Origin of the sequence: Streptosporangium sp. NPDC051023, assembly GCF_040689595.1 — a bacterium.
Taxonomy (GTDB): domain Bacteria; phylum Actinomycetota; class Actinomycetes; order Streptosporangiales; family Streptosporangiaceae; genus Streptosporangium.
Window position 1 is genome coordinate 88486 of the sequence record NZ_JBFBCE010000009.1, and the last position, 22776, is coordinate 111261.

The 22776-nt window shown below is 70.6% G+C and carries 23 protein-coding genes; 9 read left to right on the forward strand and 14 right to left on the reverse strand.

Features of this window, described 5'->3' with window-relative positions; all coding sequences use genetic code 11:
- The first annotated feature begins 68 nt into the window (after nt 1-68).
- Together AB0395_RS08385 and AB0395_RS08390 are read left to right on the forward strand one after the other, a co-directional pair.
- Entirely contained in the window at nt 69-1391 is a 1323-nt protein-coding gene (locus tag AB0395_RS08385; protein WP_366278252.1) for a pitrilysin family protein, read from the forward strand.
- Nucleotides 1388-2770, forward strand: coding sequence for a pitrilysin family protein (locus AB0395_RS08390; RefSeq protein WP_366278254.1), 1383 nt, complete (start codon nt 1388-1390; stop codon nt 2768-2770). Before AB0395_RS08385 ends, AB0395_RS08390 begins: the two co-directional genes overlap by 4 nt.
- Nucleotides 2771-2869: 99 nt before the next feature.
- On the opposite strand, the gene AB0395_RS08395 is transcribed toward AB0395_RS08390, so the two are convergent.
- The 8 genes from AB0395_RS08395 to AB0395_RS08430 form a co-directional block, all read right to left on the reverse strand.
- On the reverse strand, nt 2870-3307 hold the full coding sequence (locus AB0395_RS08395) for a VOC family protein (RefSeq protein ID WP_366278394.1): 438 nt from the start codon (nt 3305-3307) through the stop codon (nt 2870-2872).
- Between the two features lie 259 nt (nt 3308-3566).
- The gene (locus AB0395_RS08400) at nt 3567-4595 is read right to left on the reverse strand and encodes an alcohol dehydrogenase catalytic domain-containing protein (protein WP_366278255.1); all 1029 of its coding nucleotides are present in this window, start codon (nt 4593-4595) and stop codon (nt 3567-3569) included.
- A 289-nt stretch (nt 4596-4884) separates the two neighbouring features.
- Nucleotides 4885-5487, reverse strand: a complete 603-nt coding sequence (locus AB0395_RS08405) for an energy-coupling factor transporter transmembrane protein EcfT (RefSeq protein ID WP_366278256.1) — start codon at nt 5485-5487, stop codon at nt 4885-4887.
- Nucleotides 5484-6158 (reverse strand): ABC transporter ATP-binding protein, encoded by a 675-nt coding sequence (locus AB0395_RS08410; RefSeq protein ID WP_366278257.1) that lies wholly within the window; start codon nt 6156-6158, stop codon nt 5484-5486. The genes AB0395_RS08405 and AB0395_RS08410 overlap by 4 nt, the downstream gene beginning before the upstream one ends.
- Nucleotides 6159-7340, reverse strand: a complete 1182-nt coding sequence (locus AB0395_RS08415) for a thiolase family protein (protein WP_366278259.1) — start codon at nt 7338-7340, stop codon at nt 6159-6161.
- Nucleotides 7341-7365: 25 nt separating this feature from the next.
- A complete protein-coding gene (locus AB0395_RS08420; RefSeq protein ID WP_366278261.1) occupies nt 7366-8823 on the reverse strand; it encodes an AMP-binding protein in 1458 nt (485 codons plus the stop codon).
- Nucleotides 8824-8829: 6 nt separating this feature from the next.
- Nucleotides 8830-9477 carry a biotin transporter BioY gene (locus tag AB0395_RS08425; RefSeq protein WP_366278263.1) on the reverse strand — a complete coding sequence of 216 codons (648 nt, stop codon included), beginning with the start codon at nt 9475-9477 and terminating at the stop codon, nt 8830-8832.
- 248 nt (nt 9478-9725) lie between these two features.
- Nucleotides 9726-10253 (reverse strand): TetR/AcrR family transcriptional regulator, encoded by a 528-nt coding sequence (locus AB0395_RS08430; RefSeq protein WP_366278265.1) that lies wholly within the window; start codon nt 10251-10253, stop codon nt 9726-9728.
- Nucleotides 10254-10367: 114 nt separating this feature from the next.
- On the opposite strand from AB0395_RS08430, the gene AB0395_RS08435 reads away from it, so the two are divergent.
- Nucleotides 10368-11609 carry an FAD-dependent monooxygenase gene (locus tag AB0395_RS08435; protein WP_366278267.1) on the forward strand — a complete coding sequence of 414 codons (1242 nt, stop codon included), beginning with the start codon at nt 10368-10370 and terminating at the stop codon, nt 11607-11609.
- Nucleotides 11610-11771: 162 nt separating this feature from the next.
- A complete protein-coding gene (locus AB0395_RS08440; protein WP_366278269.1) occupies nt 11772-12437 on the forward strand; it encodes an alpha/beta fold hydrolase in 666 nt (221 codons plus the stop codon).
- Between the two features lie 41 nt (nt 12438-12478).
- Here AB0395_RS08440 and AB0395_RS08445 read toward each other — a convergent pair whose 3' ends face one another.
- Nucleotides 12479-13285, reverse strand: a complete 807-nt coding sequence (locus AB0395_RS08445) for a LuxR C-terminal-related transcriptional regulator (protein ID WP_366278271.1) — start codon at nt 13283-13285, stop codon at nt 12479-12481.
- A gap of 1345 nt (nt 13286-14630) precedes the next feature.
- On the opposite strand from AB0395_RS08445, the gene AB0395_RS08450 reads away from it, so the two are divergent.
- The 5 genes from AB0395_RS08450 (at nt 14631) to AB0395_RS08470 (ending at nt 18105) form a co-directional block, all read left to right on the forward strand.
- Nucleotides 14631-15026: a DUF3592 domain-containing protein gene (locus AB0395_RS08450; RefSeq protein WP_366278273.1), complete on the forward strand. Its 396-nt coding sequence runs from the start codon at nt 14631-14633 to the stop codon at nt 15024-15026.
- 31 nt (nt 15027-15057) lie between these two features.
- A complete protein-coding gene (locus AB0395_RS08455; RefSeq protein ID WP_366278275.1) occupies nt 15058-15492 on the forward strand; it encodes a DUF3592 domain-containing protein in 435 nt (144 codons plus the stop codon).
- Between the two features lie 365 nt (nt 15493-15857).
- Nucleotides 15858-17066: a cytochrome P450 gene (locus AB0395_RS08460; protein WP_366278277.1), complete on the forward strand. Its 1209-nt coding sequence runs from the start codon at nt 15858-15860 to the stop codon at nt 17064-17066.
- Nucleotides 17060-17710, forward strand: a complete 651-nt coding sequence (locus AB0395_RS08465; RefSeq protein WP_366278279.1) for a TetR family transcriptional regulator — start codon at nt 17060-17062, stop codon at nt 17708-17710. Before AB0395_RS08460 ends, AB0395_RS08465 begins: the two co-directional genes overlap by 7 nt.
- Before the next feature lie 200 nt (nt 17711-17910).
- Nucleotides 17911-18105 (forward strand): ferredoxin, encoded by a 195-nt coding sequence (locus AB0395_RS08470; RefSeq protein WP_366278281.1) that lies wholly within the window; start codon nt 17911-17913, stop codon nt 18103-18105.
- A gap of 145 nt (nt 18106-18250) precedes the next feature.
- On the opposite strand, the gene AB0395_RS08475 is transcribed toward AB0395_RS08470, so the two are convergent.
- The 5 genes from AB0395_RS08475 to AB0395_RS08495 all read right to left on the reverse strand — a co-directional run bounded on the left by AB0395_RS08475 (nt 18251) and on the right by AB0395_RS08495 (nt 22694).
- The gene (locus AB0395_RS08475) at nt 18251-19441 is read right to left on the reverse strand and encodes a HAMP domain-containing sensor histidine kinase (RefSeq protein WP_366278283.1); all 1191 of its coding nucleotides are present in this window, start codon (nt 19439-19441) and stop codon (nt 18251-18253) included.
- Nucleotides 19442-19444: 3 nt separating this feature from the next.
- Nucleotides 19445-20107, reverse strand: a complete 663-nt coding sequence (gene cseB / locus AB0395_RS08480; RefSeq protein WP_366278285.1) for a two-component system response regulator CseB — start codon at nt 20105-20107, stop codon at nt 19445-19447.
- 3 nt (nt 20108-20110) lie between these two features.
- Nucleotides 20111-20551, reverse strand: a complete 441-nt coding sequence (locus tag AB0395_RS08485; RefSeq protein ID WP_366278287.1) for a hypothetical protein — start codon at nt 20549-20551, stop codon at nt 20111-20113.
- Nucleotides 20552-20601: 50 nt separating this feature from the next.
- Nucleotides 20602-21069, reverse strand: coding sequence for a hypothetical protein (locus AB0395_RS08490; protein ID WP_366278289.1), 468 nt, complete (start codon nt 21067-21069; stop codon nt 20602-20604).
- Nucleotides 21070-21716: 647 nt separating this feature from the next.
- The gene (locus AB0395_RS08495; RefSeq protein ID WP_366278291.1) at nt 21717-22694 is read right to left on the reverse strand and encodes an alpha/beta hydrolase; all 978 of its coding nucleotides are present in this window, start codon (nt 22692-22694) and stop codon (nt 21717-21719) included.
- Nucleotides 22695-22776 lie beyond the last annotated feature (82 nt).

Below are 22776 nucleotides of genomic sequence, written 5' to 3' on the forward strand. Positions count from 1 at the left end.
TCGATGGGAACGTCGCTCGATCCGCACGGCCGTACGGCGGAATCCCGCGAGACGCTCAGGCACGAGGCGTGATCCGGGTACCGTCGCCGGGGCTCGTCCAGATCCCCCGCACCCGCTACCACATCGAGCGTTTCACGCTCGGCAACGGCCTGCGCGTCGTGCTCGCCCCAGAGCCCGGCTCCCCCGTTGTCGGGGTCGCCGTCGTGTACGGCGTCGGCATCCGCTCGGAGCCCGAGGGCCGCACCGGCTTCGCCCATCTCTTCGAGCACCTCATGTTCCAGGGCTCGGCGAACCTGGAGAAGTTCGAGCACTTTCGGCACGTGCAGGGCTCGGGCGGCACCTTCAACGGCTCGACCCACCTGGACTACACCGAGTACTTCCAGACGGTGCCCGCGAACGCGCTCGAACGCGTGCTGTTCCTCGAGGCCGACCGCATGCGCGCGCCACGGCTCACCCCGGAGAACCTGCGCAACCAGGTCGACGTGGTCAAGGAAGAGATCCGGGTCAACATCCTCAACCGGCCCTACGGCGGCTTTCCCTGGCTGAGGCTGCCGCCGGTGATGTTCGACGCCTTCCCCAACGCGCACGACGGCTACGGCTCCTTCGAGGACCTGGAGGCCGCCGAGGTCGGCGACGCCCAGGAGTTCTTCGACCGGTACTACGCCTGCGGGAACGCCGTGCTGAGCGTCACCGGCGGCTTCGTCCCCGAGGAGGCGCGGCGGATGGTCGAGCGGCACTTCGGCGACGTCCCCGCCCGGCCGGCTCCTGCGCGGCCTGACCTGTCCGAGCCCGACCTCACCGCGGCACGTCACCGCTCCCACGTGGACGAGGCCGCGCCGACGCCCGCGGTCGCCGCCGCGTGGCGGGTGCCGGACCCGGTCGCCGACCTCGCGGGCTACCTGCCGTACGTGGTCCTGGCCGAGGTGCTCACCGACGGGGCCTCCTCCCGCCTGGTCGAGCGGCTCGTTCTGCGGGACCGCATGGCCACCGGGGTCAGCGGCTACACGGGCTTCATGGGCGACGCCTTCGACGTCCTGGACCCCACGGCGCTGCTGCTGCAGGTGAACCTGCCCTCAGGGGGGTCGGCGGAACGGGTGCTCGAAACCGTCGACGAGGAGGTCGAGCGCCTCGCGACGGAGGGGCTGCCCCAGGAGGAGCTGGCGCGTGTTCAGGCCCGGATGGTGGCCCTGCTGCTGCGCGACGGCGACGCGGTGACCGGAAGAGGGGTACGAATGGCCATCCTGGAACTGCAACGTGGTGATCCCGCCCTGCTCAACGAGTTGCCCGCGTTGCTCACCTCGGTGACCACCGAGGAGATCCGCGCCGCCGCCGCCCGCCTGCGGCCACACCGGCGGGCCTCGATCGAGCTGGTCGCGGGGAGGGACCGGTGAGCACCGTCGCGACAGGGCCAGCGCGCGCCCTTCCCGAACTGGGACCGGAATCCCCGCTCTCCCTGCCCCCGCAGATGGAGACGGTGCTGCCGAACGGGCTGACCGTCCTGGCGATCGCCCGGCCGAGCGCTCCCCTGGTCGAGCTGCGGCTCTGGGTGCCGATGGCGACGGTCGACATCGCCGAAGGCGCGCTGCTGGCGCAGACGCTGCTGTCCGGCACGGGCACGCGCTCCGCCACCGGGATCGCCGTCGAGCTGCAGGCGGCCGGGGGCACGCTCAGCGGCGGCGCCGACCCCGACCGCTGGCTGATCAGCGGTAACTGCCTCGCGTCCGGTCTCGACCGGACGCTCGAGGTGCTCGCCGACGTGCTCGGCGAGGCGGCGTACCCCGGCTACGAGGTCTCCGTCGAGCGTGAGCGGCTGGCCCACCGGATGCGGATCGCGCTGAGCCAGCCGCCGAACGTGGCCAAGGCCGAGTTGCTGAGGCGCGTCTACGGTGACCATCCGTACGCGGTCGAGACCCCGGCTCCCGAGCGGGTCGGCGCGGTCACGGCCGAGAACGTGCGGGCCCTGCACGGGCGGCGGCTGCGCCCCGGCGGTGCCACGCTGGTGCTCGTCGGCGATCTGGAGCCGGACGACGCCGTCGAGCTGGCCGGCCGCAGGCTCGGCCAGTGGACCGGCGCCGCCGCGGAAAACGTCCTGATGCCACCCGCCCCGGCACCGGTGCCGGGACCGCTGCTGCTGGTCGACCGTCCCGGAACCGTGCAGTCGTCGATACGGCTCGCGCTGCCCGCCCCGGGGCGCGACCATCCGGACAACGCCGCCCTGCAGCTCGCCAACCTGATCTTCGGCGGTTACTTCTGCTCCCGGTGGACCGAGAACATCCGCGAGGACAAGGGGTACTCCTACGGGCCAAGCTCGGTGGTCGACCACTCGCTCGGCGGCTCCGCCCTGATGCTCTCGGTGAACGTGGCCACCGAGGTGACCGCCCCCGCGCTCGTCGAGACGTTCTACGAGCTCGGCAGGATCGCCGCACTCCCGCCGAGCCTGGAGGAGGTCGAACAGGCGCGGCGGTACGCCATCGGCTCTCTGTCTCTTTCGACGGCAACCCAGGCGGGCCTGGCCGGGTACGCCGGGACGCTGGCCGGGTTCGGGCTGCGGCTGGACTACCTGACCCGGCACGCGGAACGGCTGGCCGCCGCGACGGTCGAGGACGTGCACCGCGCCGCCGTGACCTACATGGGCCCCGGGCGGGCGGCGGCGGTGGTGCTCGGCGACGTCGAACGCGTCGAGCGAGGTGTGACGGCGGTCACCGCGACCGAGGTCAGGCGATCTCCCGGCGGCCCTGGCGACGACGGACGAGCTGAGGAAGCAGGGTGAACGGCATGAGGGCGGCGGTGGCGCGCAGGCCCATGGCCTGCGCCGGCACCCCACGGCGGCCGTGTCACCCGGGGTGTCACCTGCCCGCCGCCCGCCGGGTCACCGGCCAGGAAGGCGGGTGGTGACCTCCTGGAGCAGCCAGCCGTTGCCATCGGGGTCACTGAACGAGGCAAAGGAGCCGTAGCTCTGGTGGCCCGGAGCGGGACCGGACACCCGCCCCTCGGTCCCGGCGTGGTGGAACACCCCGCCCGCGTCGTGGAACACCTCACTCACGTCGGCCCCGCGGTCGATGAGCTCGGACCGTGCCGTGTCGATGTCGTTGACGACCAGGTACAGGCCCTGCATCGAACCCGGCGCGGCCGAGGTGACCCCGGTGCCGAAGATGACCGAGCACGCCGAGCCGGGTGGAGTCAGCTGCACCACCCGGAAGTCCTCACCGGTGGCGACGTCGGCGTCCTCCCGCCACCCGAGTGCCTTGTAGAAGTCCTTGGATCGGTCCACGTCGGCGACCGGCACCACCACGATCTCGAGCTTCATGTCCACGGTCTCTGCTCCTCCGCGTTCGATGCCGGTGGCCCGTGTACGCCACCGGGGCTGTTGTGCGTGGGGGGCGCCCTCCACATTCGCGTCCCTCGCCGTCGAAGTCCAGGAGCGACGGCCGGATGTCGGCAGACGGTGAGGGGCAGGTCAGGCAACGGCCCCGGATGAGGCGGCGTCACGCGGTCGCTCATGCCGTATCCGCCTGTCCGCCGTGTGCCCTCGATGGAAGGGCCTGGCGTTCCTCCTCGCGGAGCGTTCAGTTGCCGGTGGTCAGGACCATGCGGAAGCGAGCCTGGCCGGAGAGCATCTTCTGGAACGCCGCATCGGCTTCCTCCAGCGGAACCTCCTCGGTCCACGCCCGGACGCCGCTCTGGACGGCGAACCTCATGGTGTCCTGGGTGTCGACCGCGATGCCGGAGGCGTGGCCGTACACCCGCCTGGCCTGACCCACGAGTTGCAGGGGCGTGACGTCCAGCGGCTCCACGGCGACGCCGACGATGATGAGCTCGCCGCGGCGCCCCAGCCCGTCGACCGTCGCGGACATCGCCGCGGCGTCGGTCACCGTCGCCAGCACCACCTTGGCTCCCCCGTGGACCTGCAGCGCGTCGGCCGTCCTCTCGGTGGCGCTGTCGATGTAGTGGGACGCGCCGAGCTTGTGAGCCAGCGACGCCTTTTCCGGACCGCGGGCCAGCGCGATCGTGTTGAAGCCCATCTTCGAGGCGAACTGAACGCCCAGGTGTCCCAGGCCGCCCAGACCGAGGACCGCGACGGTGTCGCCCGGGCGCGCGGAGCTACGGCGCAGCGCGTTGTACACGGTCACACCGGCGCAGGCCAGGGGCGCGGCCTCCACCGCCGTGAGCCCGTCCGGGACTGAGGCCAGGGCGACGGCCGGCACCACGACGGAGTCGGCGAACCCTCCGGCGTACGCGACCCCCGGCACCTGAAGCTCGGGACAGAGAACGCCGTCGCCCTCCCTGCAGGCGTCGCAGTGGCCGCAACTGCCTCCGTACCAGCCGATCGCCACCCGATCACCGACGGACCAGCCGGTGACGCCGTCGCCGATCGCGTCAATGCGTCCCGCGATCTCGTGCCCTGTCGTGACGGGAAAGGTGGTGCCCGGGATGTGTCCGGCGGTGATCAACGCGTCGGAGTGGCACACCCCACACGCCTCGACGGTGACCCGCACCTGGCCCAGGCCCGGCTCCTGGGTATCCACCTGAACCGGAGACACCTCCCCGCCAGGCTCGGCGACCTGCATGGAACGGTGCGTAGCGGAAGAAGACATGCCTTTTCCTTTTCTTCTCACGAGAGGCGGCGGCCTTACAGAGAGGCCTTCATCGGTTCGCCTTTTGCGATTTCACCTCGTTCGTTCACTGCCCGCCGGATCCCCGGCAAGGATCCGCCTCCACCTTCGGGTGCCGGTCGAAGCATGTTCGCGTCCTCATCGCCATCGACGACCACCGGGCCGGAGCGCCCAGGTCAGACCACCACAGGCCGTGCGGCGCAGGGCGAAGGAGGTCGATCGGCGCGGAAAGCCGGACGCGGCGCAGGCCGCCCCGTTCACGACGATACGCTCAGTCGTCCAGACCACGGGCGCTGAGCGCCTCGCCCAGCGTGTCGGCGTGCCGCAGCGCGCTCACCACCAGCGGGACCGCGAAGGCCCGCAAGCTCCGCTCGGTTCCCCTGGCGCGCTGCGCCTCCCGGACCCGGGTGGCCAGCCCGGCGACGACCGGCACGCTGCGCAGGGTGAGGGACAGCAGCAGCGACAGGCGGAACGGGTCGAGGCCGACGAACCTGGCCGGGGCGAAGCAGCGTTCCAGGAAGGCCATCATGTCGGCGGTGCGCGTGGTGAGGGTCACCAGCCCGGCCAGTGCGACGGCGAGCACGACGCGCAGCGTCGAGGACACCGCGCCGGGCAGGCCGACGAGCGCGAACTGCATGCCGAACAGGACAACGGCGAACCAGCGGACGGGCCGGATCTGCGCCCACGCGGCGGCGGCGCCCACGCCGGAGACGACGTACAGCAGCGCCACGGCGGCCACCGCGCCCGCCAGCACCACGGGCGGGCTCAGCAGGAGCGCCGTGCACGAGACGGCGAGGGCGAGGAGCTTGGCACCCGTGGGGAGGCGGTGCAGGAACGAGCCGCCCGGGACATAGGCCCCGGTGAGCCCGTTCAAGACATGATCTTCCGGTAGTGACCGATCGCCGACTCTGGTTCGGCGTCGGCGACGATCCGCCCGGCGTCCAGCACCAGCACGCGATCGAAGTCCTCAAGCAGCGCGAGGTCGTGGCTGATCACCACGACCTGCTGTGGCAGGCCACGCAGGACATCGGCGACCTGGCGGGAGTGGCGCAGGTCGAGCAGCGTCGTCGGCTCGTCCATGACCAGGATGTCGGGCTCGAGCACCATGACCGAGCAGAGGGCGAGCAACTGCTTCTGACCTCCGGACAGGTGGTGCGCGGGATGGTCGGCGTGCCCGGCCAGGCCGTACCTGGCCAGGACGTCCCGCACCCTGCGGCCGGTCTCCTCGCGCGACAGCCCCTTACGCCTGAGGGAGAAGGCCACGTCCTCGGCCACCGTCGGCATCACGATCTGCGCGTCGGGGTCGCTGAACAGGAATCCGACACGGCGCCTGATCCGGGCGGCGTCGCGGCGGGTGTCGAGCCCGAGGACCGTGACGCTTCCCGAGGAGGGCAGGGCAAGGCCGTTGAGCAGGCGGGCGAGCGTGCTCTTGCCCGAGCCGTTGGCCCCGATCACCCCTACCCTGCGCTCCGGCAGTGAGACCGTGACCCCGCACAGCACCTCGCGCTGTCCGAACCGGACCCCGACATCGGACATCTCGATCATTCACACCACCTCGAACAACGCGGCGACGCCCAGGCCGCCGCCGACCGCCGCCGTCGCCAGTCCCAGCGTCCCCGGCGGCGCGCCGGAGCGCACGAGCCTGCTGAACAGCCTGGTGACCACCACGGCGCCGGTGGCGCCCCAGGGGTGGCCGAGAGCGAGCGCGCCGCCGTCGGCGCAGACCCGGTCCGCGTCGGAGCCCAGGGGGTCGAGGCCGAGTTCGTCGGTCACCGCGAGCACCTGCGCCGCGAACGCCTCCACGATCTCCACCGCCGCCACCCGCTCCAGATCCGCGCCCGCGCGCCGCAGCACCCGCCGTACGGCGAGCACGGGCCCGAGCCCGGGGAGCCCGGGGTCGCAGCCGACGACGGCACCGGCCCGCAGCCGCAGTCCTGGCAGGCCCTCGGCCGCGCGCAGCCGTTCCGGCACGACGGCCACGGCCGCCGCGCCGTCGCTGACCGGGGAGGAATTGCCCGCGGTCACCGTGCCCCCCGGCACGAACGCGGCGGGCAGCCGGGACAGCGACCTCATGCGCAGGGCGCGCGGCCACTGGTCGTCCTGCCTGCCGTCGAGCGCGACGATCTCCTGCCCGAACCGGCCCGCCTCCCGCGCGGCCAGCGCCTTGGCGTGACTCTGGTACGCGTAAGCGTCCTGGCGGTCACGGGTCACGCCACGGGCTGCGGCGAGCGCCTCCGCGGCGGGGCCCATGTCCGGATCCGCGTATCCGGCGGGGACGAACGGCGCCCGCTCGTACGGTACGTCCTCCTCGCCCGCGAGCCCTCGGTGGGCGCGCAGCGGCGCGGTCGATGCGCTCTCCGCCCCTCCGGCGACGACGAGGTCCATCTCCCCGCTGCGGATCGCCTGCCCCGCCAGCAGGATCGCGGCCAGGCCGCTGCCGCACTGCCTGTCGACCGTGACGCCCGGAACGCCGTGGCCCATCCCGGCGGCCAGCGCGGAGATCCGCGCGATGTTGCCTCCGGGACCGGTGCAGTTGCCGAGCACCACGTCCTCGACCGGGACACCGAGGCTCTCGACGTCACGGGCGACCGCCGCGACGACGGGGGCGGCGAGCCGGTCGACCGTCAGCGCCTTGAACGCGTGCGAGGCGGTGCCGATGGGAGTACGGCGGGCCGCCACGACGACCGGTTCCCGCCCCGTGCCGGGCGAGTCCCGCCACGCGCGCATATCGGATGAGTCCTCCTGCCGCATGTCAGGCGAGCCGCCGGATGTCGGGGTCGCCACCGGCCAGGCGGGCGGCGAGCAGGCCACGCGCAGGCTTGCCAGCGGGGGTGCGGGGCAGGTTCTGGACGGTGTACCAGCGTCTCGGCCGCTGCGCCACGTCCAGCCCGCCGCGCGCCAGCTCCTCCAGAGCCGCCCGCGGGGGCGGCGAGGCGCCCTCCGTCTCAAGGATCGCCGTGACCACGGCGCCGAGCTCGGGGTGCGGCGAGCCGACGACCACGACGTCGCCCACTCCCTGCGCCTTCCTGAGGACTTCCTCGACGTCCTCGGGCACGACGGTCGCGCCACCGGTCTGTATCGCGCCATCGCCCCGGCCGCGCAGCCGCAGGACCTCGCCCGGCCGGTACGGTTCCGCCACGTCGCCGACCGTCATCCAGCCCTCGCCGTCGGTCCTCAGCGGACCGGCCGCGCCTGCGAGGTATCCCTCGGCCAGCCAGGGCGAGCGCGCCCACACCTCGCCGAGCGCCTGCCCCGGGGCCGTCCTGACCTCGATCTCGACTCCGGGGAACGGGCGCAGGCCGGAGCCGTCCGGGTCTGCGGCGACGAACGACAGCTCGGTCGCGCCGTAGTAGGACACCACGTTCACCCCGGCGTCCGCCGCCAGGGCACGAGTGTCCGCGTCCAGTGCGGCCCCGCCGACCACCGCCGTGCGTAGAGCCGTCCGCCGCGGGCCTCCGGGCGCGCGCAGGGCCTCCAGCACGATGGGCAGGCGGTGCGGGACCACGTGGATCACGGTCGAGCTTCCCAGGTGGGCGGCCAGCGAGGCGGCGGGCCAGCGCCCCGGCACGACGGCCGTCGCGCCGGTCGCCAGGGCGTGCACGGCCGCGAAGCCGTACAGGGAGGACGACAGCGGGCCGGGGACCAGCACGACGTCGTCGGGGCCGATTCCGGCGAGTTCGCTCAGGTGCGGGAAGGATCCCGTCCACGACGCCCTGGTGCGCACCACGGCGCGCGGCCTGCCGGTGCTTCCCGAGCTGAAGCAGGCCCACGCCCGGTCGGCCGGGGCTGCGACCGCCCCGGCCCACGGTCCCGCCGCCGGGTTCCCCGCGCCTTCTCCCGTCCTGGCCCCCGCCGCCGGGCCCTCCGTCACGGGCAGCGGCGTCACGGGTAGCGGCGCCTCGACGCGGGCGTCCGCGGAGACCGCCTCCATGACCCGCTCCCGCCGGTCCGGCTCCCAGCTGTGGTCGCAGACCAGCGGTGTCGCTCCCACCAGGTCGGCGGCCAGCACCGCGGTGAGCAGGGCCACCGGATCGGCCAGGCTGATCGCGGCCAGCGCGCCACGCCCGATCCCGCGCCCGGAAAGGTGTCGCGCGGCGGCGGCGACCCTCCCGGCGAACTCGGCGTAGCTCAGATCACCCTCCGGCCCGCGCAGCGCGAGCCGGTGCGGGCGTTCCAAGGCGTGTCGCATCACCTGCGCGGCCACCGGCATGGGGGGTCAACGCCTCCCCGCGGCCTTGAGCCGCTCGCGGTGCACGGCGGGGACCGCGTCGGGGTAGGCCCGCTGCGTACCCCGCACCACCAGGGACGCGAGCACCGCCTTGATCGCGTCACCGGGCAGGAAGATGGCGCTGAGCAGCGCGGCGTCGCCCAGGGAAATCCCGCTGAACGCCGCCCGCATGGGGATGCCGAAGAGGTAGATCACCCCGATGCCGCCGACGAGGCAGGCGGTCACCAGCCGGACGATGCCCGGGTTCCGGCCGCCGCGCTCGACGATCCAGCCGGTCACGGCCGCGCCCGGGAGCCAGCCGATCAGGAATCCCACCGAGGGCCCGGCGAAGACGCCCAGGCCGCCGCGGCCACCGGCCAGCAGGGGCAGGCCCGCGGCGACGAGCACGAGCAGGACCGCGACGGCGAGAGCCCCCCTCCAGGCGCCCAGGATCGCGCCGGCGAGCATGACACCGAACGTCTGCAGGGTGATCGGCACCGCGTTGCCGAAAACGTTCAGCGCGCCCGGCAGGCCGAGCACGGCGATCAATGCGGCGAACACGCTGATCCGGGCCAGGTCCCCCGTGGAGAATCCACGGCCTGACGAGGGACCTGCCGCCTCTTCTGGTTGTGACAACGACTTCCCTTCATCTGTCATGAGGTCGATCCCACACCAAAACGTTCCGGTCGGCGCATGGAGAAACCCCACAACATTCTGCGCGACCGTCTGGGAGAACGGATACCGGCCACCGTACGCGTGCTGCTCATACTCGTACGAAGGAGGATATCCACTCACTTTCAGTGCCCGCCGTATGCCGTTCGGTGATACGGCCAGGTGACACCGTCCCTCACGACGCCCCTTCACGACGGACGCGACGGCGCACACGACGGCGGCGGCCGGCGGGCTCAGAGGGCGAGGGCGGCCAGTGCGGCCTCCACGGCGACGGTCTTGACCTCGTCGAACGGAAGGGTCGCGTGTTCCACCACGCAGTCCGACATGCCGCCGAGTGCCACGGTCGCGCGGATCCGCGCGGCGGCCGAGGGGTCGGGGCCGAGCAGGAGGACGGTCAGCCGCTTGCGCCACTCCCACATCCGGTCCATCAGGTCGAGCTCGACGAGCGCGGCGGGCGCGTGCAGGACCATCACGAGCACCTCGCGGTGCCGCCAGACGAGGTCGAAGTAGTCCTCCAGCAGCCGCCGCCCGTCCTCCCCTGCCTCACGCTCGGCGACGAACGCCTCCAGGCCGTCGACGAGCGGCTGGATGATGCTCCTGACCAGGTCCTCTCTCGACTGGAAGTGGTAGTAGAGGGCCGGTTTCGTGATGCCGAGCCGGTCGGAGATCTGCTTCAGGCTGGTGTTCTGCACGCCCTGCTCCAGGAAGAGCTCGCGCGCCACCGCCTGGATGCGCGTCTTGGTGTCCGAAGGTCTCGCCATGGGACCAAGGTTAGCGTTTACCTATCGTTCAGTAAGCCCTTGCGCCCGGCCGCGAACCGTGCTTACCTATCGTTAAGTAAAAAATTTACCTCCCGTTAAGTAAGGAGACGGCGCGTGCGAATCCTCATCTCCGGCGCCAGCGTCGCCGGTCCCGTCCTGGCCTACTGGCTCACCAGGTACGGCTTCGCCGTCACCGTGGTCGAGCGGGCCCCGGCACTGCGCAAGGCGGGCGGCCACGCGGTCGACCTGTTCCGCCCGGCCATGGACATCGTCGACAGGATGGGCCTGACCGAACCGGTCCAGGCCAGGAAGACCGGCACCGAGTGGCTCACGTTCCGGCCCGAGAACAGCGGCCGCCCGCACAGCCTGGAGATCGGCAAGCTGATGCGCGTCGTGTCCGACCGGCACGTCGAGATCATGCGGGACGACCTGGGCGAGATCTTCCACGAGGCCACCCGGAGCGACGTGGAATATCTCTTCGGCGACTCCATCGCCTCCCTTGCCGAGACCGCCGGGGGCGTCGACGTCACCTTCGAGCAGGGTCCCGCCCGCCGGTTCGACCTGGTGATCGGCGCCGACGGGCTGCACTCCAACGTCCGGCGCCTGGTCTTCGGCCCGGAGTCACGCTTCTCCACCTGGATCGGGGCCTACCTGGCGGTCATGTCGATCCCCAACTATCTGGGCCTGCGCGACCGGATGGACGGGGTCACGGGCGTCAACAGAATGGTGGGCGTATACGGCGGTGCGCACCTGGACGACGCCCGCGCGGTCTTCCTGTTCCGCCCCGGCGCCCCGCTCGACTACCACCACCGCGACGTCGACCGGCAGAAGCAGTTGCTGCGCGAGCAGTTCGCCGGGCTGGGCTGGGAGGTGCCCCGTCTCCTGGGCCGGGAACTGGACAACGCCTCGGCGTTCTACTTCGACTCGATCACCCAGCTGCGCATGGACACCTGGTCCAGGGGGCGGGTGAGCCTGGTCGGCGACGCCGGTTACTGCCCGGGTCCCGCGGTCGGCGGCAGCACCAGCCTGGCCGTCGTGGGCGCCTACGTCCTGGCGGGCGAGCTGGCCGAGGCCCGTGGCGACCACACCCGGGCGTTCCCCGCCTACGAGCGGGAGATCGGCGACTACGTACGGCGCAGCCGTACCTTCGCCGTCGGCGCCGCCAAGCGGCTCATCCCCGCCGACCGCCTGGGCCTGTGGAGTCTGATCCAGGGAGTACGGCTGATCAACCACGTTCCCACGCCGATCGCCCGCACCCTGACCGATCTCGGCGCCAGGGGCCTGCGGCTGCACGACGAGGTCGCCCTGAAGGACTACCCGCACAGGCCCGTCACGAAGGCGGACGCCCCCCGGTGATCCCCGCGAGGGCGGCCCCGGCACCGCGACGGGGCAGCGTGAAAGCGTCACCCGGCCTGCGCCCGGATGGGGATCAGGCGGGTGAGCTGCCCGCGTAGCACCGCCAGGGCGCTTTCCGGGTCACGTTGCCCCGCCAGCACGGCGACACCCAGCCCCGCCGCCATGGCCATCGGACGCCGTCATCCCGTCTACGCGATCGACACGATCGACGACCCGGGCGCCAGTGTCCAGCGCAGGCTCGTGACCGGTTCCGGCGACGCCGCCGCCTGGCTGTCGGGGGTCCTCACCGACCTCGGGTTGGACCGGGTGCACCTGGCCGGGCTTTCCTACGGCGGCTGGCTGGCGCTCAACCAGGCAGTTCACCGGCCGGAACGACTCGCCTCGGTCACCCTGCTCGACCCCGGCGGCCTGGCGAAGGTGCCCCTTCGCTTCATGCTCAGCCTGCTGGCGACCCTGTTCGCGATGCGGACGCCCGAGTCCTGGCGGCCGGCGCTGTACCGCCTGCTGGGCGAGCAGGCCCTGGTCGAACGTCCCGAGATCATGAGGCCCGTTCTGATCGGCGCCCGCGGATTCCGCCCGGATCGCAGCCCCGCACGGCGCTTCACCGACGACGAGCTCCGCCGGGTCACCGTGCCGACGCAGCTCATCGTCGGGCAACGCACCAAGATGTTCCGCCCCGCCCTGGCAGTCGCCCGCGCCCAGCTGCTCCTGCCCCTGCGTCACACCGAAATCGTGTCCGGCGTCGGCCACGCGATCCCGCTCGAGGCACCGGAACTGGTCACCGAACGTGTTCTCGGCTTCATTGGCCGCGCCGCCGATCAGACCTGAACCCGGAACACCGTCGATCAGACCTGAATCCGGCACCTCCCCTAACCACAGCGCTGACGCTCCGGGGCCTCACGCAGCAGCCCCAGCTTCTGGGCGCGCAGCACCGTGCCGAGCCGGTCGACGGTGTCGAGTTTGCGGTAGAGGTTCTGCAGGTGCTTGTGAACCGTTCGCACGGAGATGCCCAGGCGTCGTGCCATGCCGGCGGCGGGAAACCCCTCGGCCAGCATCAGCAGCACGGTGATCTCACGCGGCGTCAGGTCGTACTGCGCGGCGAGCTCGTGTGGCCGGCCCGGCTCGACGAGTGCCTGCCAGCGCGCCAGAAGCCCGTGCTGGGCTGAGGCGCCGGCCAGCAGGGGCTGGATGCGCGTGGCGTAGAGGCGGTCACGCTCCCTGAAGTCCTCTCCGGCCCGGTGGACGACGAAACCACGGACGTGACCGCCGACGTCGGGAAGCGGTATGCCGAGCATGTGGCGAGTGCCGAAGGCCTCGCGCGTCGCGCTGGCCGTCGCGCTGTGCAGCCACGCGCGTTCCCCGACGAGCTGCGTGGCCGTGCGCGGGCCGCGGTCCGCACGGGCACCGTAGTGGCCCGCGAACGGGTACCCGCGCCGGACGTGCTCCGAGCCCGGGCCCGCGAGCACGGACGCCTGTGTGGCGTCGCGATGCCAGACTCCGACCACGCCGCTGGACGGAGTCCACTCCACATCCTTCATGACCAGGACGGCGCCGTCCAGCGCGCGCATCAGCTCATCGGCAATCAGACGCCAGACCTGGTCAGACTGCCTGGCCTCCAGCACCTCCACAGCCAGGCCGAGCATCCTCTCGTAGTCGCCCCTCGGCAGGTGTGACACGGCCCCCTCCGTTGTCCATACGCACTTGTGCTCATGGCAGGTCCAACTATGGCGCTGCCATCGTAGAAATGTCCACAAGCGACCGATGGACGGAAAATCTGGGCCTGCACATCACACTTTTCCACGATCGGCAGAGGAAAACGCCCTATCACAAACCGATCTCATTTCGCGTGAACACCGCCCTCGCGCAACCGAGAAGAGAAACAGCGCAGAAAACCTCGTAATCCGGTGGCGATCGACGGTTCAGGAGTGCGCGAACAGAAAAATCACCCGACAGGCCGGAAAGCATCAAAGTGATGACTTCTCACGAAGCAGAGGGGCGACACATGAGCAACAGGCATATCGCTGAGAGTGGCTCACGAGGGTGGCGTAAGGCCGCGGCCGTCGCCGGAATCATCTTCTTCACCCTGCCAGGCACCGCGGTCGCGGCGAACGCCGCCTCCCCCGCCGGACATGCGCCCACACCTCCCGCATCGGCCTCGGCGCGCGCGCCCGCCGGCGCCCGGCAGAGCACCTCCGGTCACAGACGCGGCAAGGTCCAGGCAGTGGGTGCCGGCACGCGGATCTCCTTGCTGCGTGACGCCTGGGCGCACCACCTCCCTCGGATTTACACCACACCCGACCGCGTCTTCACCGCTCACCCCGGCGAGAATCTGGCCGCCCTCTGCCGGATCTCGGGAGACGTTTACCAAGGAAACGTCTTCTGGGATCTGGTCATCGACCGAAGTCAGGGAAATGCCATAGGTTATATCAGTGAAGCCGACATCGCGGGCGCCACTCCCCTGCCTGCATGCGGTTCGTCTTGAGCGTCGCGAAAATCCCCGGCTGCTTTTGTGAAATCCGGCGAAAACCGTCGGCCATGCCAGCCCGTGAAATCAGAGAATTCCCACGCCCCGCCCGAACGACCGGTTCCCGGGCTTAACCGCGTGAAGACGTGACCACGGATACAGGGGGTGTCCACGCCCGGCTTGTGACGGCCGAGCGTGGACACCATCGCGACCGCGTGCCGCATGTGGACGGGCGATCCGCTGAAGGCTCCGCCCAGTCCGGGATCACGGCGACCGACTGCCCCATCTGGCCAGGTAGTCCTGCAGTTCGCGGTGGCGGAACCGGTGAGCGTCTCTTTTACCCCGTCAGATACGAGCCTGCCGGAACACATGCGGCACGAGGTCCTGACCGTCACCGCGGTCTGTGACACCATAGTCAAGATCCCGGCTTCTGATCTGGTGTTGTCGGCGCCTCACCCATCGTCAGCGTCTGAAAAAGCACGGACATCCGCCCGTCCTCTCCCTGCAGGACGTATGAAGGAGACAGGAACGGCGTCCGCGCGAAAGGCGAGGAAAGCGTGAGCTTTGGGTTCCTGTTCTGCTTGATATGCGGCCTTGCCATCTGGGGTGTCGCGTTCGCCGTGAACCGAGCGGCGAGCCGGCTGCGCCGCGAGGGCCTGCGTGCCCAGGGCACCGTGATCGACAACGTGGAGGTTCGGGGGGACTCGGGCAGGGAGTGGGTGCCGGTCATCGGCTTCACCGACAACCTGGGCTATCCGGTGGAGTTCTCCCCTTCGGTGCGCACCGGGCGCAAGTGGCCGCCCGGCCGTACCGTCAAGGTGGTCTACCTGCCCGACAGGCCGCACGCCGCCCGGGTGGAGTCCTGGAGTGAGCTACGGCTGGGCGCCCTGGGCCTGTTCGTCTTCGGAGCGATGTTCATCGGGGCCGCGATCGCCATCGCCACGGGGCATTGACTTTTTCACGGCAGAAAGCGAGGAATCGACGTTGACGGGACGTGCGAGGAAGCTGGCGAAAAGGCTGCCGGAGACCGCGGGCATGCTGGTGGCCGGCCTCTACGCCCTGGGCTGGGGGTTCAGGGAAGTCTCCCTGGCCTGGCGTCTGCACCGGCGCGGCCTGCGCGCCGAGGGACTCGTGGTGGAGAACGTCCGCTACGTGGACCCGGATTCGTCGGGGCCGAGCTGGGCCCCGGTGATCGTCTTCACCGACAACACGGGCAACCGGGTGGAGTTCACCCCGCAGGCGCACGGCGGCGGCCTGGGGCTGTCCACCGGCCGTACGGTCCGGGTCATCTATCTGCCCGAAAGTTCACAAGATGCCCGGGTCGACACCTGGCAGCACCTGCTGCTCCCGTCCCTGCTGGCCATCACCGCAGGCCTGGTCTTCGTCGGCTTCGTCACCTTCGTCGTGGTCAACCTCTGACAGCGCCCGAATCGACGGTGCGTGCGAGCCGCCGACAGGCCGCTCCAGCACCGGAGAGCGGCACGCCGACTTCTTTTACATTTTCCTTTACTTTCTTTTACATTAAGGAAGGTTTGACTTCACAACCACCTCCGCGCCTCGAAGTGCGTCCATCCGGGCGAAGGTTGGCCCGCCGGAGCGCCAAGGACGGAGCATTGACGGATCGATCAAGGTCGAGCGCACAAAATCCCAGCTCACCACAGTTCACCTGAACGACCATCCAACGGAGGACCGATCGCCATCCGACCGCCCCAGCAGTTAAGTCGGTTGACTTAACTAAGTCAACCGACTTATGTTGTCTCTGACAAAGACAGGGGAGAGTGACCGTGAGTAACATCCGTATCGACGTTCCCGAATACCCCTTCCGCAGCCCCGGTGCGCTGGAGCCGTCACAGGAGTGGGCCGAGCTGCGGGAGGAGTGCCCCGTGGCCCCCATCAGACTGGCCAGCGGGGACGAGGCGCTGCTGGTGACCCGCTACGACGACGTGCGGCAGGTGCTGGCCAACCCCCGCTTCACGCGCCGGCTCGACGCCGACGACGCCGCCCGGGTCACCGCCAACGAGTCCGGCGGCGTCTTCGGCGACAGCGGCATGGGGATAAACGACGACAACCACCGGATGTGGCGCCAGCTGGTCGGCAAGGCGTTCACCGCCAAGCGCGTCATCGCGATGCGGCCCAGGATCGAGGCCATGGCCGAGCACCTGGTCGGAAATATGACCGTCCAGGGGGCACCGGCCGACCTGGTGAGCGCCCTCGGCTTCCCGCTGCCGGTGTGGGCCATCTGCGACCTGCTCGGTGTGTCCGACTCCGACCGCGACAAGTTCGCCTACTGGTCCGACACCATGCTCAGCATGACCAAGTACGGCCAGGACGAGATCGACGCCGCCCAGGCCGAGTTCGACGCGTACCTTGTCGCGCTCGCCGACGCCAAGCGCGCGGAGCCGGGCGACGACCTGATCAGCGAACTGCTGTCGATCGCCGGGGAACTCGACGGACGGCTGACCGAGCAGATGGTGCTGGTGACCGCCAAGGGCCTGCTGGTCGCCGGGCACGAGACCACCGCCAACATGATCGGCAAGATGGTCGCCATGCTGCTGTCCGACCGCACCCGCTGGGAACAACTGCTCAGCGACCGGGAGCTCATCCGCCCGGCCGTCGAGGAGGCCCTGCGCCTCGACGCCAACCCCGGTTTCGGCATCCCCCGCTACATCGGCGAAGAGGCCGAGGTGGCCGACGAGACACTGTCGGCGGGCACCACCGTGGTGTGCAGCATCGCCTCGGCCAACCGGGACGACAGGCAGTTCGAGCAGGCCGACCAGATGAGACTGGACCGCTCGCCCAACCCGCACCTGACGTTCGGCGCCGGCCCGCACTCCTGCCTCGGCCAGGCGCTCGCGCGCACCGAGCTGCAGACCGTGCTCAAGGTGCTGCTCGACCGTCTGCCCACGCTGGAGCTGGCCGTCCCGGCCGAGGAGCTCAAGCGCCGCGAAGGACTCATCGTCGGCGGCCTGGAGCAGGTGCCCGTGCGATGGTGACGGCGACCCGCAGGCCCGACCGGGCTCGGGAGACCCGCGTGGCCATCCTCGACGCCGCCGAACGGCTGTTCGCCGAGCACGGCGTCGGGGAGGTCTCCAACCGCCAGATCAGCGAGGCGGCCGGGCAGGCGAACAATTTCGCGGTCGGCTACCACTTCGGTTCCAAGGCCGACCTGGTGCGGACGATCGTGCGCCACTACACCGAGCAGACCGAGCAGCGGCGCCTGCGCATGCTGGCCGAGATCGGCGCCTCCGACGACCTCCGCGACTGGGTCTCCTGCCTGGTACGGCCCGCCATCGATCACTTGGCTGCGCTGGGAGTGCCGAGCTGGCGGGCCCGTTTCATCGCGCAGGTCACCACCGTGCCCGCCCTGTGCGAGGTCCTCGTCGAGGAGTCCATGGCGGCCCCCTCGATGCGGCGCACCCACGAGGGCATGTTCCGCCTGCTGCCCGGCCTGCCCGAGGAGGTGCACCGCGAGCGCGGCGACATGAGCCGCCTGCTGATCGTGCACACGCTGGCCGAGCGCGAGCGCGCCCTGCACGAGGGCGCCCCTACGGCGCGCACGACCTGGGAGGCCACCGCCGTCGGCCTCGTCGACGCACTGATCGGCCTGTGGCTGGCACCGGTCACCACTGTTCGCTGAACCGGTGGAACACGTGTCACACGTGAAGTGAGGAACGAGAGGGTCATAGCAGGCGACAGCACTCCCGGCACCGGCTTAGCGTCGGCGCACCACGGCCGGTCCGGGTGCCTGGCCATCGACGGCGACCGCTCCTTGCACGACCCGTACGACCTGCATGAACCGTCGACCCGTACAACCTGCATGACCGAAGGAAGGCTCCCATGAAAGTGACCGTCGACACCGACAAGTGCTGCGGCGCGGGGCAGTGCGTGCTGCTCGCTCCCGATGTGTTCGATCAGGGTGAGGACGACGGCATCGTGATCCTGCTCGACCCGGCCCCGGCCGAGGAGCACCACGCCGCCGTCCGCGAGGCCGCCCACGTCTGCCCGGCCGCCGCGATTTTCGTGGAGGAGTGACCTCGACCGACGTCTGTCCCACCGCCGTAATCACCGTGAAGGAGTGACCTCCACCGGGCCTGAGAGCGCGCCGGTTGCCTCATAGCCGGTTGCCTCATAGCCGGTTGCCTCATAGAGGAGAGCCCGAAGGTCTTCTCTCGCCTCCTCACCGTCCGCCCAGGTCCAGCCGAACCATCGCGCCGCCGTCCGGGGCGTTGGCGAAGGTGAGGGTCGCCCCCAGGACACGTGCCTGCCCGGCGGCGATGGTCAGGCCGAGGCCGACACCGTCCCCACGGGCGGCCGAGCCGGTGCCGAAGCGCTGCGGACCATGCTCGCGGAGGGTGACGAGCATCGCCTCGGAGAAGCCTGGACCGTGATCCCTGACCGTCATGGCGGTTCCGGTCACGCTGACCAGCACGGGCGGGGCGCCGTGCCTGGCCGCGTTGGTGACCAGATTGGCGAGGATCCGCTCGACCCGGCGCGGGTCGGTCTCCACCTCGGCCTCGCCGGAGACGACGACCTCGACGTCCGGCACCCCCGATGCCGTGACCGCCCGCCTGACCAGCACCCCGGACGAGCGGATCTCCCTGACCGGCGTTTCGGCGGAGGCGTCCAGCCGCGCCACCTCAAGGATGTCCTCGACCAGGCGGCGCAGCGTCGCGGCACTGTCTCTAACCAGTTCGGCGGGACGCCCGGACGGCAGCAGCCCTGCCGCCGTGACCAGTCCGGCGACGGGGGTGCGCAGCTCGTGAGCGATGTCGGCGGTGACCCGCTGCTCGGCCTCCAGCCTGGCCCGCAGCGCGTCGGCCATCTGGTCGAGCGCGGCTCCGACGGCCGCGATCTCGTCTTGGCCCCGAGCCTCGACCCGCGCGGACAGATCACCCTCGGTGATGTGCGTGGCCGTTCTCGCCACCGCGCGGATCCTGCGGCTGAGACCGCCCGCGACCGCGAACCCCACACCGGAGGCGAACAGGGCCGCCGCTAGGCCGGAGCCGAGGAGGATCCGGTCGAGCTGGGCCAGCTCCGCGTTCTCCGCGTCGTAGGGACGGCGCAGCGAGAGCGTCTGGCCGCCCATCTTGGTCGCCGCCCAGAGGGTGACGCCGTCCTGCAGGTAGGTGACCCGCGTTCCCTCGCCGACCGCCCCGGCCAGCGGCGTGGGGACAGGACCTGTCGTCAGCGGGGTGTCCTGCCCCTCCTGGTAGCGGATCAGGGTGCTCGTCAGCTCGGCGTCCAGGCCACGCCGCGCGGCGTCGAGCGTGACGACGGCCGTGCGCGTGTGGACGAGGAGGCTCAGGACTGTGGCGACGAGCACCGACATCCCCGCGATGACCAGGCTGAGTTTCGCCCGCAGACCCATGCCTCATCTCCGCAGCTTGTAGCCGAAGCCGCGCACGGTCTCGATGCGGTCATTACCGATCTTGGTCCTGAGCCGTTGGACATGGACGTCGACGACCCGGGTGTCGCCCTCCCAGGCGTAGTCCCAAACCCGGTGAAGCAGGGTGTCCCTCGACAGCACGACCCCGGGCTCGGCGGCGAACTCCAGCAGGAGCTTCAGCTCGGTCGGCGTCAGCGCGAGCCGCTCGCCGCGCAGCCGTACCTCCATGGACTCGACGTCGATCTCCAGGTCACCGAACGAGAGCACCGGGTTCACCTGCTCGGGTACGGCGGCGCGGCGGAGCACGGCCCGGATCCTGGCATGGAGCACGGCGGCGTCGAACGGCTTGGTGACGTAGTCGTCGGCTCCGGCCTCCAGGGCGTTGATCACGTCGATCGCGTCGGACCTGGCGGAGATCATGATGATCGGGGTTCCTCCCGCCTCTCTGATCCGCCTGGCCAGGCTGACCCCGTCCAGGTGCGGAAGCATGACGTCCAGCAGCGCGACGTCCGGGGACTGGGCACGGAACTCCGCCAGGCCGCCCAGCCCGTCGGACGCGGTCCGCACCCGCATGCCGTACAGCTCCAGGGCCATGCCCGTGGCTTCACGGATCACCGGGTCGTCCTCGACGAGAAGCACATCGGTCATGTCTCAGGGCTCCGGCACCGAGAGTTTTCCGCCGGTCAGCTCCTTGGCCTTGTCCGGAGGCAGCCCGTCCGCGCTCACTGTGAAACGGCCGTAGTATCCGGCCCGCTCGTGCCAGGTGAGATGGCTGAGCGTGATCGTCCCCGGGTACGGCTTCTCCTGACAGCCGGGCAGGCACCACGTGCCGCTCAGCTCGCCCGTTCCCACAGCGCTCTCCCCTCCCCAGGACTCCCAGCGAATCCCCGTGACACTGCTGAACTCGTCCAACGCGAGCCTGCTCGGCCGTCGCAGCGGATCACCCGGATAGGCGACCACGTAAACGGGCCCCCGGGGCGGTGCGGACGGCGGCTCCGAGCCCTCGACACGCACGCCGCCATCCGCCCCGCACCCGGCCGCCGCCAGAACGGTGGCGCACAGGAGAGCCGCTCTCTTCACACCGGTCATCATCGTGTGGAGGGTATGCGACCAGCCAACCCCTCCGCTCAGGAACGCCCAGTTCAGGAGGTGGAAAGCGGCAGAGGAAGAGCCCCTCTCAGCGTGTCGTCAAAACTGTCCGGCTGAGGGAAGTCACCGCCGATGTCGAACCTCGTGAAATAGCGCTTCCCTCCCACCTTCTTGACCTTGCTGAGAGTGATCGTCGCGTCGTACGGATTCGTCTGGCACGCGGGCAGGCACCACGTCCCGCTCAGCTTTCCGCTGCCGACCGCCCTTCCCGGCCCCCAACTCCTCCAGGTGATCCCCTTGAGGGTGCTGAACTCGGACACGACCAGGTTCGCCGGACGCTGGTCGGGCCGCCCGTCCTCGGCCCCGTACAAATTGATCACGTAGACCGGCTCCGCCTCCGGGGACACCACATGAGCCACCGGCTCCTCCCCAAGAGGCGCCACCTGCGACACCCCTGCCCCACAGGCCGCCGACATGAGCCCGAGCAGCGCGACCACCACGGTCACGATGATCCTTCGCATGTGTTCCCCCTTCGTTCTCGTGCACGCCGGAACTCAGACGGGGAGCGCGTCACCACGCCCCCGTATCCGGCACGCCGGTGACAGTAGGAGGGAAACTTCTCGGTCTTCCTGCGGCTATGTAACAGCGCGTCATCACCACATCGAGCCGATCAAGTAGAGGCGATGAGGACCACCACAGAGACCGGCATCGCGCAACCATTCGGCCGTTATGGCCCTTCCGTAGGGGTGGGCGGCAGTTCCACAACGGCGGCGTCGGGCCGTACGGCATGGTGCCGCTGGGGCATGGCGCGCCGGTTTTCCCGGGAGCGGAACGGCGGCGCGAGGCATACGGCATCGGCGGGAAGGGGGGGTCGAGCTGGGGAGTCCCCTCTTCGAGGTGGTGGCCGTGCTGGCCCAGGGGGTCAAGCAGCGGGAGTTGCTGAACTGGGGCGGGGCAGCGTTTCGGGTACTGGGGGTCGCGACGATCGAGCCTCACGCCTTCGAGACGGGCCGGGGCCGGTTCAGGACTTCGACGCCGGTGGTGATGAAAAGGAGCTGACAGCGCCAGAAGTCCCTCGTGTTCGTTGAGCAGAAGTTCTCGCCTCTACGGCACAGCCCACTGTCGTGGGTGGTCCGGCCGGTGCCCGACCACCCACGTGCACCGCGCCCTACCGGCCCAGCACCCGGCGGATCCACGTGCGACGCGTCTGAAGCGCGTACGCCGCCAGTTTGCTGTCCGGGCAGAAGACCTCGAAGCCGTGGAAGCCGCCGCTCCACACGTGGAGTTCGGCCTCGCCGCCCGCGGCCCAGATCCGGTTGGCGTACTCGACCGACTCGTCACGCAGGAGTTCGGCGGATCCGAGTTCGATGTAGGCCGGGGCAAGGCCGGACAGGTCGGTCGCTCGGGACGGCACGGCGTACGGCGAAACGTCGGGATCGCCGACCTTGTCGCCCAGGACGGCCTGCCAGCTGAAGACGTTGATGTGCCGGTCCCAGGTGCCGATGCCGTCGTACTGGTGACTGGAGACCGTCTCGCTGCGGTCGTCCAGCATGGGGACCAGCAGGAGCTGCCCGGCCAGCTTTGGGCCCTTGCGGTCGCGGGCCATCAGGGCCATCGCCGCGCTGAGGCAGCCGCCCGCGCTGCCGCCCATGACGATGATCCGCTCCGGGTCGAGACCCAGCTCCTGTGCGTGTTCGGCCATCCAGACCAGTCCGGCGTAGCAGTCCTCCGCGGGGCCGGTGCCGGGGTTCTCCGGGGCGAGACGGTACTCCACGTTGACCACCACGAAGCCGAACTCGACAACGAGGTCGACCAGGCGGGGGGTGTCCATGTGCCGGTCGCCCATGACCAGGCCGCCGCCGTGCATGTTGTACAGGCCGGGGGCGCCCTGGACCCGCTCCCTCGGGCGCAGGACGGTGACGGCCAGATCGGGGCCGCCAGGCTGTCCTGGAATCGTCCGCTCCTCGACGTCCACCGGGCGGTCGCCGATGACCGCCTCCGGCGGCGCCGCCATGGCCGCCATCCCCGCGCGTGCGGCGGGCAAGGTCTCCAGGGTCACCGGCGCCGGGGCCGGGCCGTCACCGCGCATCGCGGCGAGCATCCGCTCGAGCTCGGGGTCGAAGGGAACGGGGGTAACTGTCGTCATGCGAAACCTCGGCGCTCTGGAACGCGGGCGTCCTCGCCCGTCGCCGTCAGCATAGAAGTCACCCAAGGTCCCGGTTGTCCGC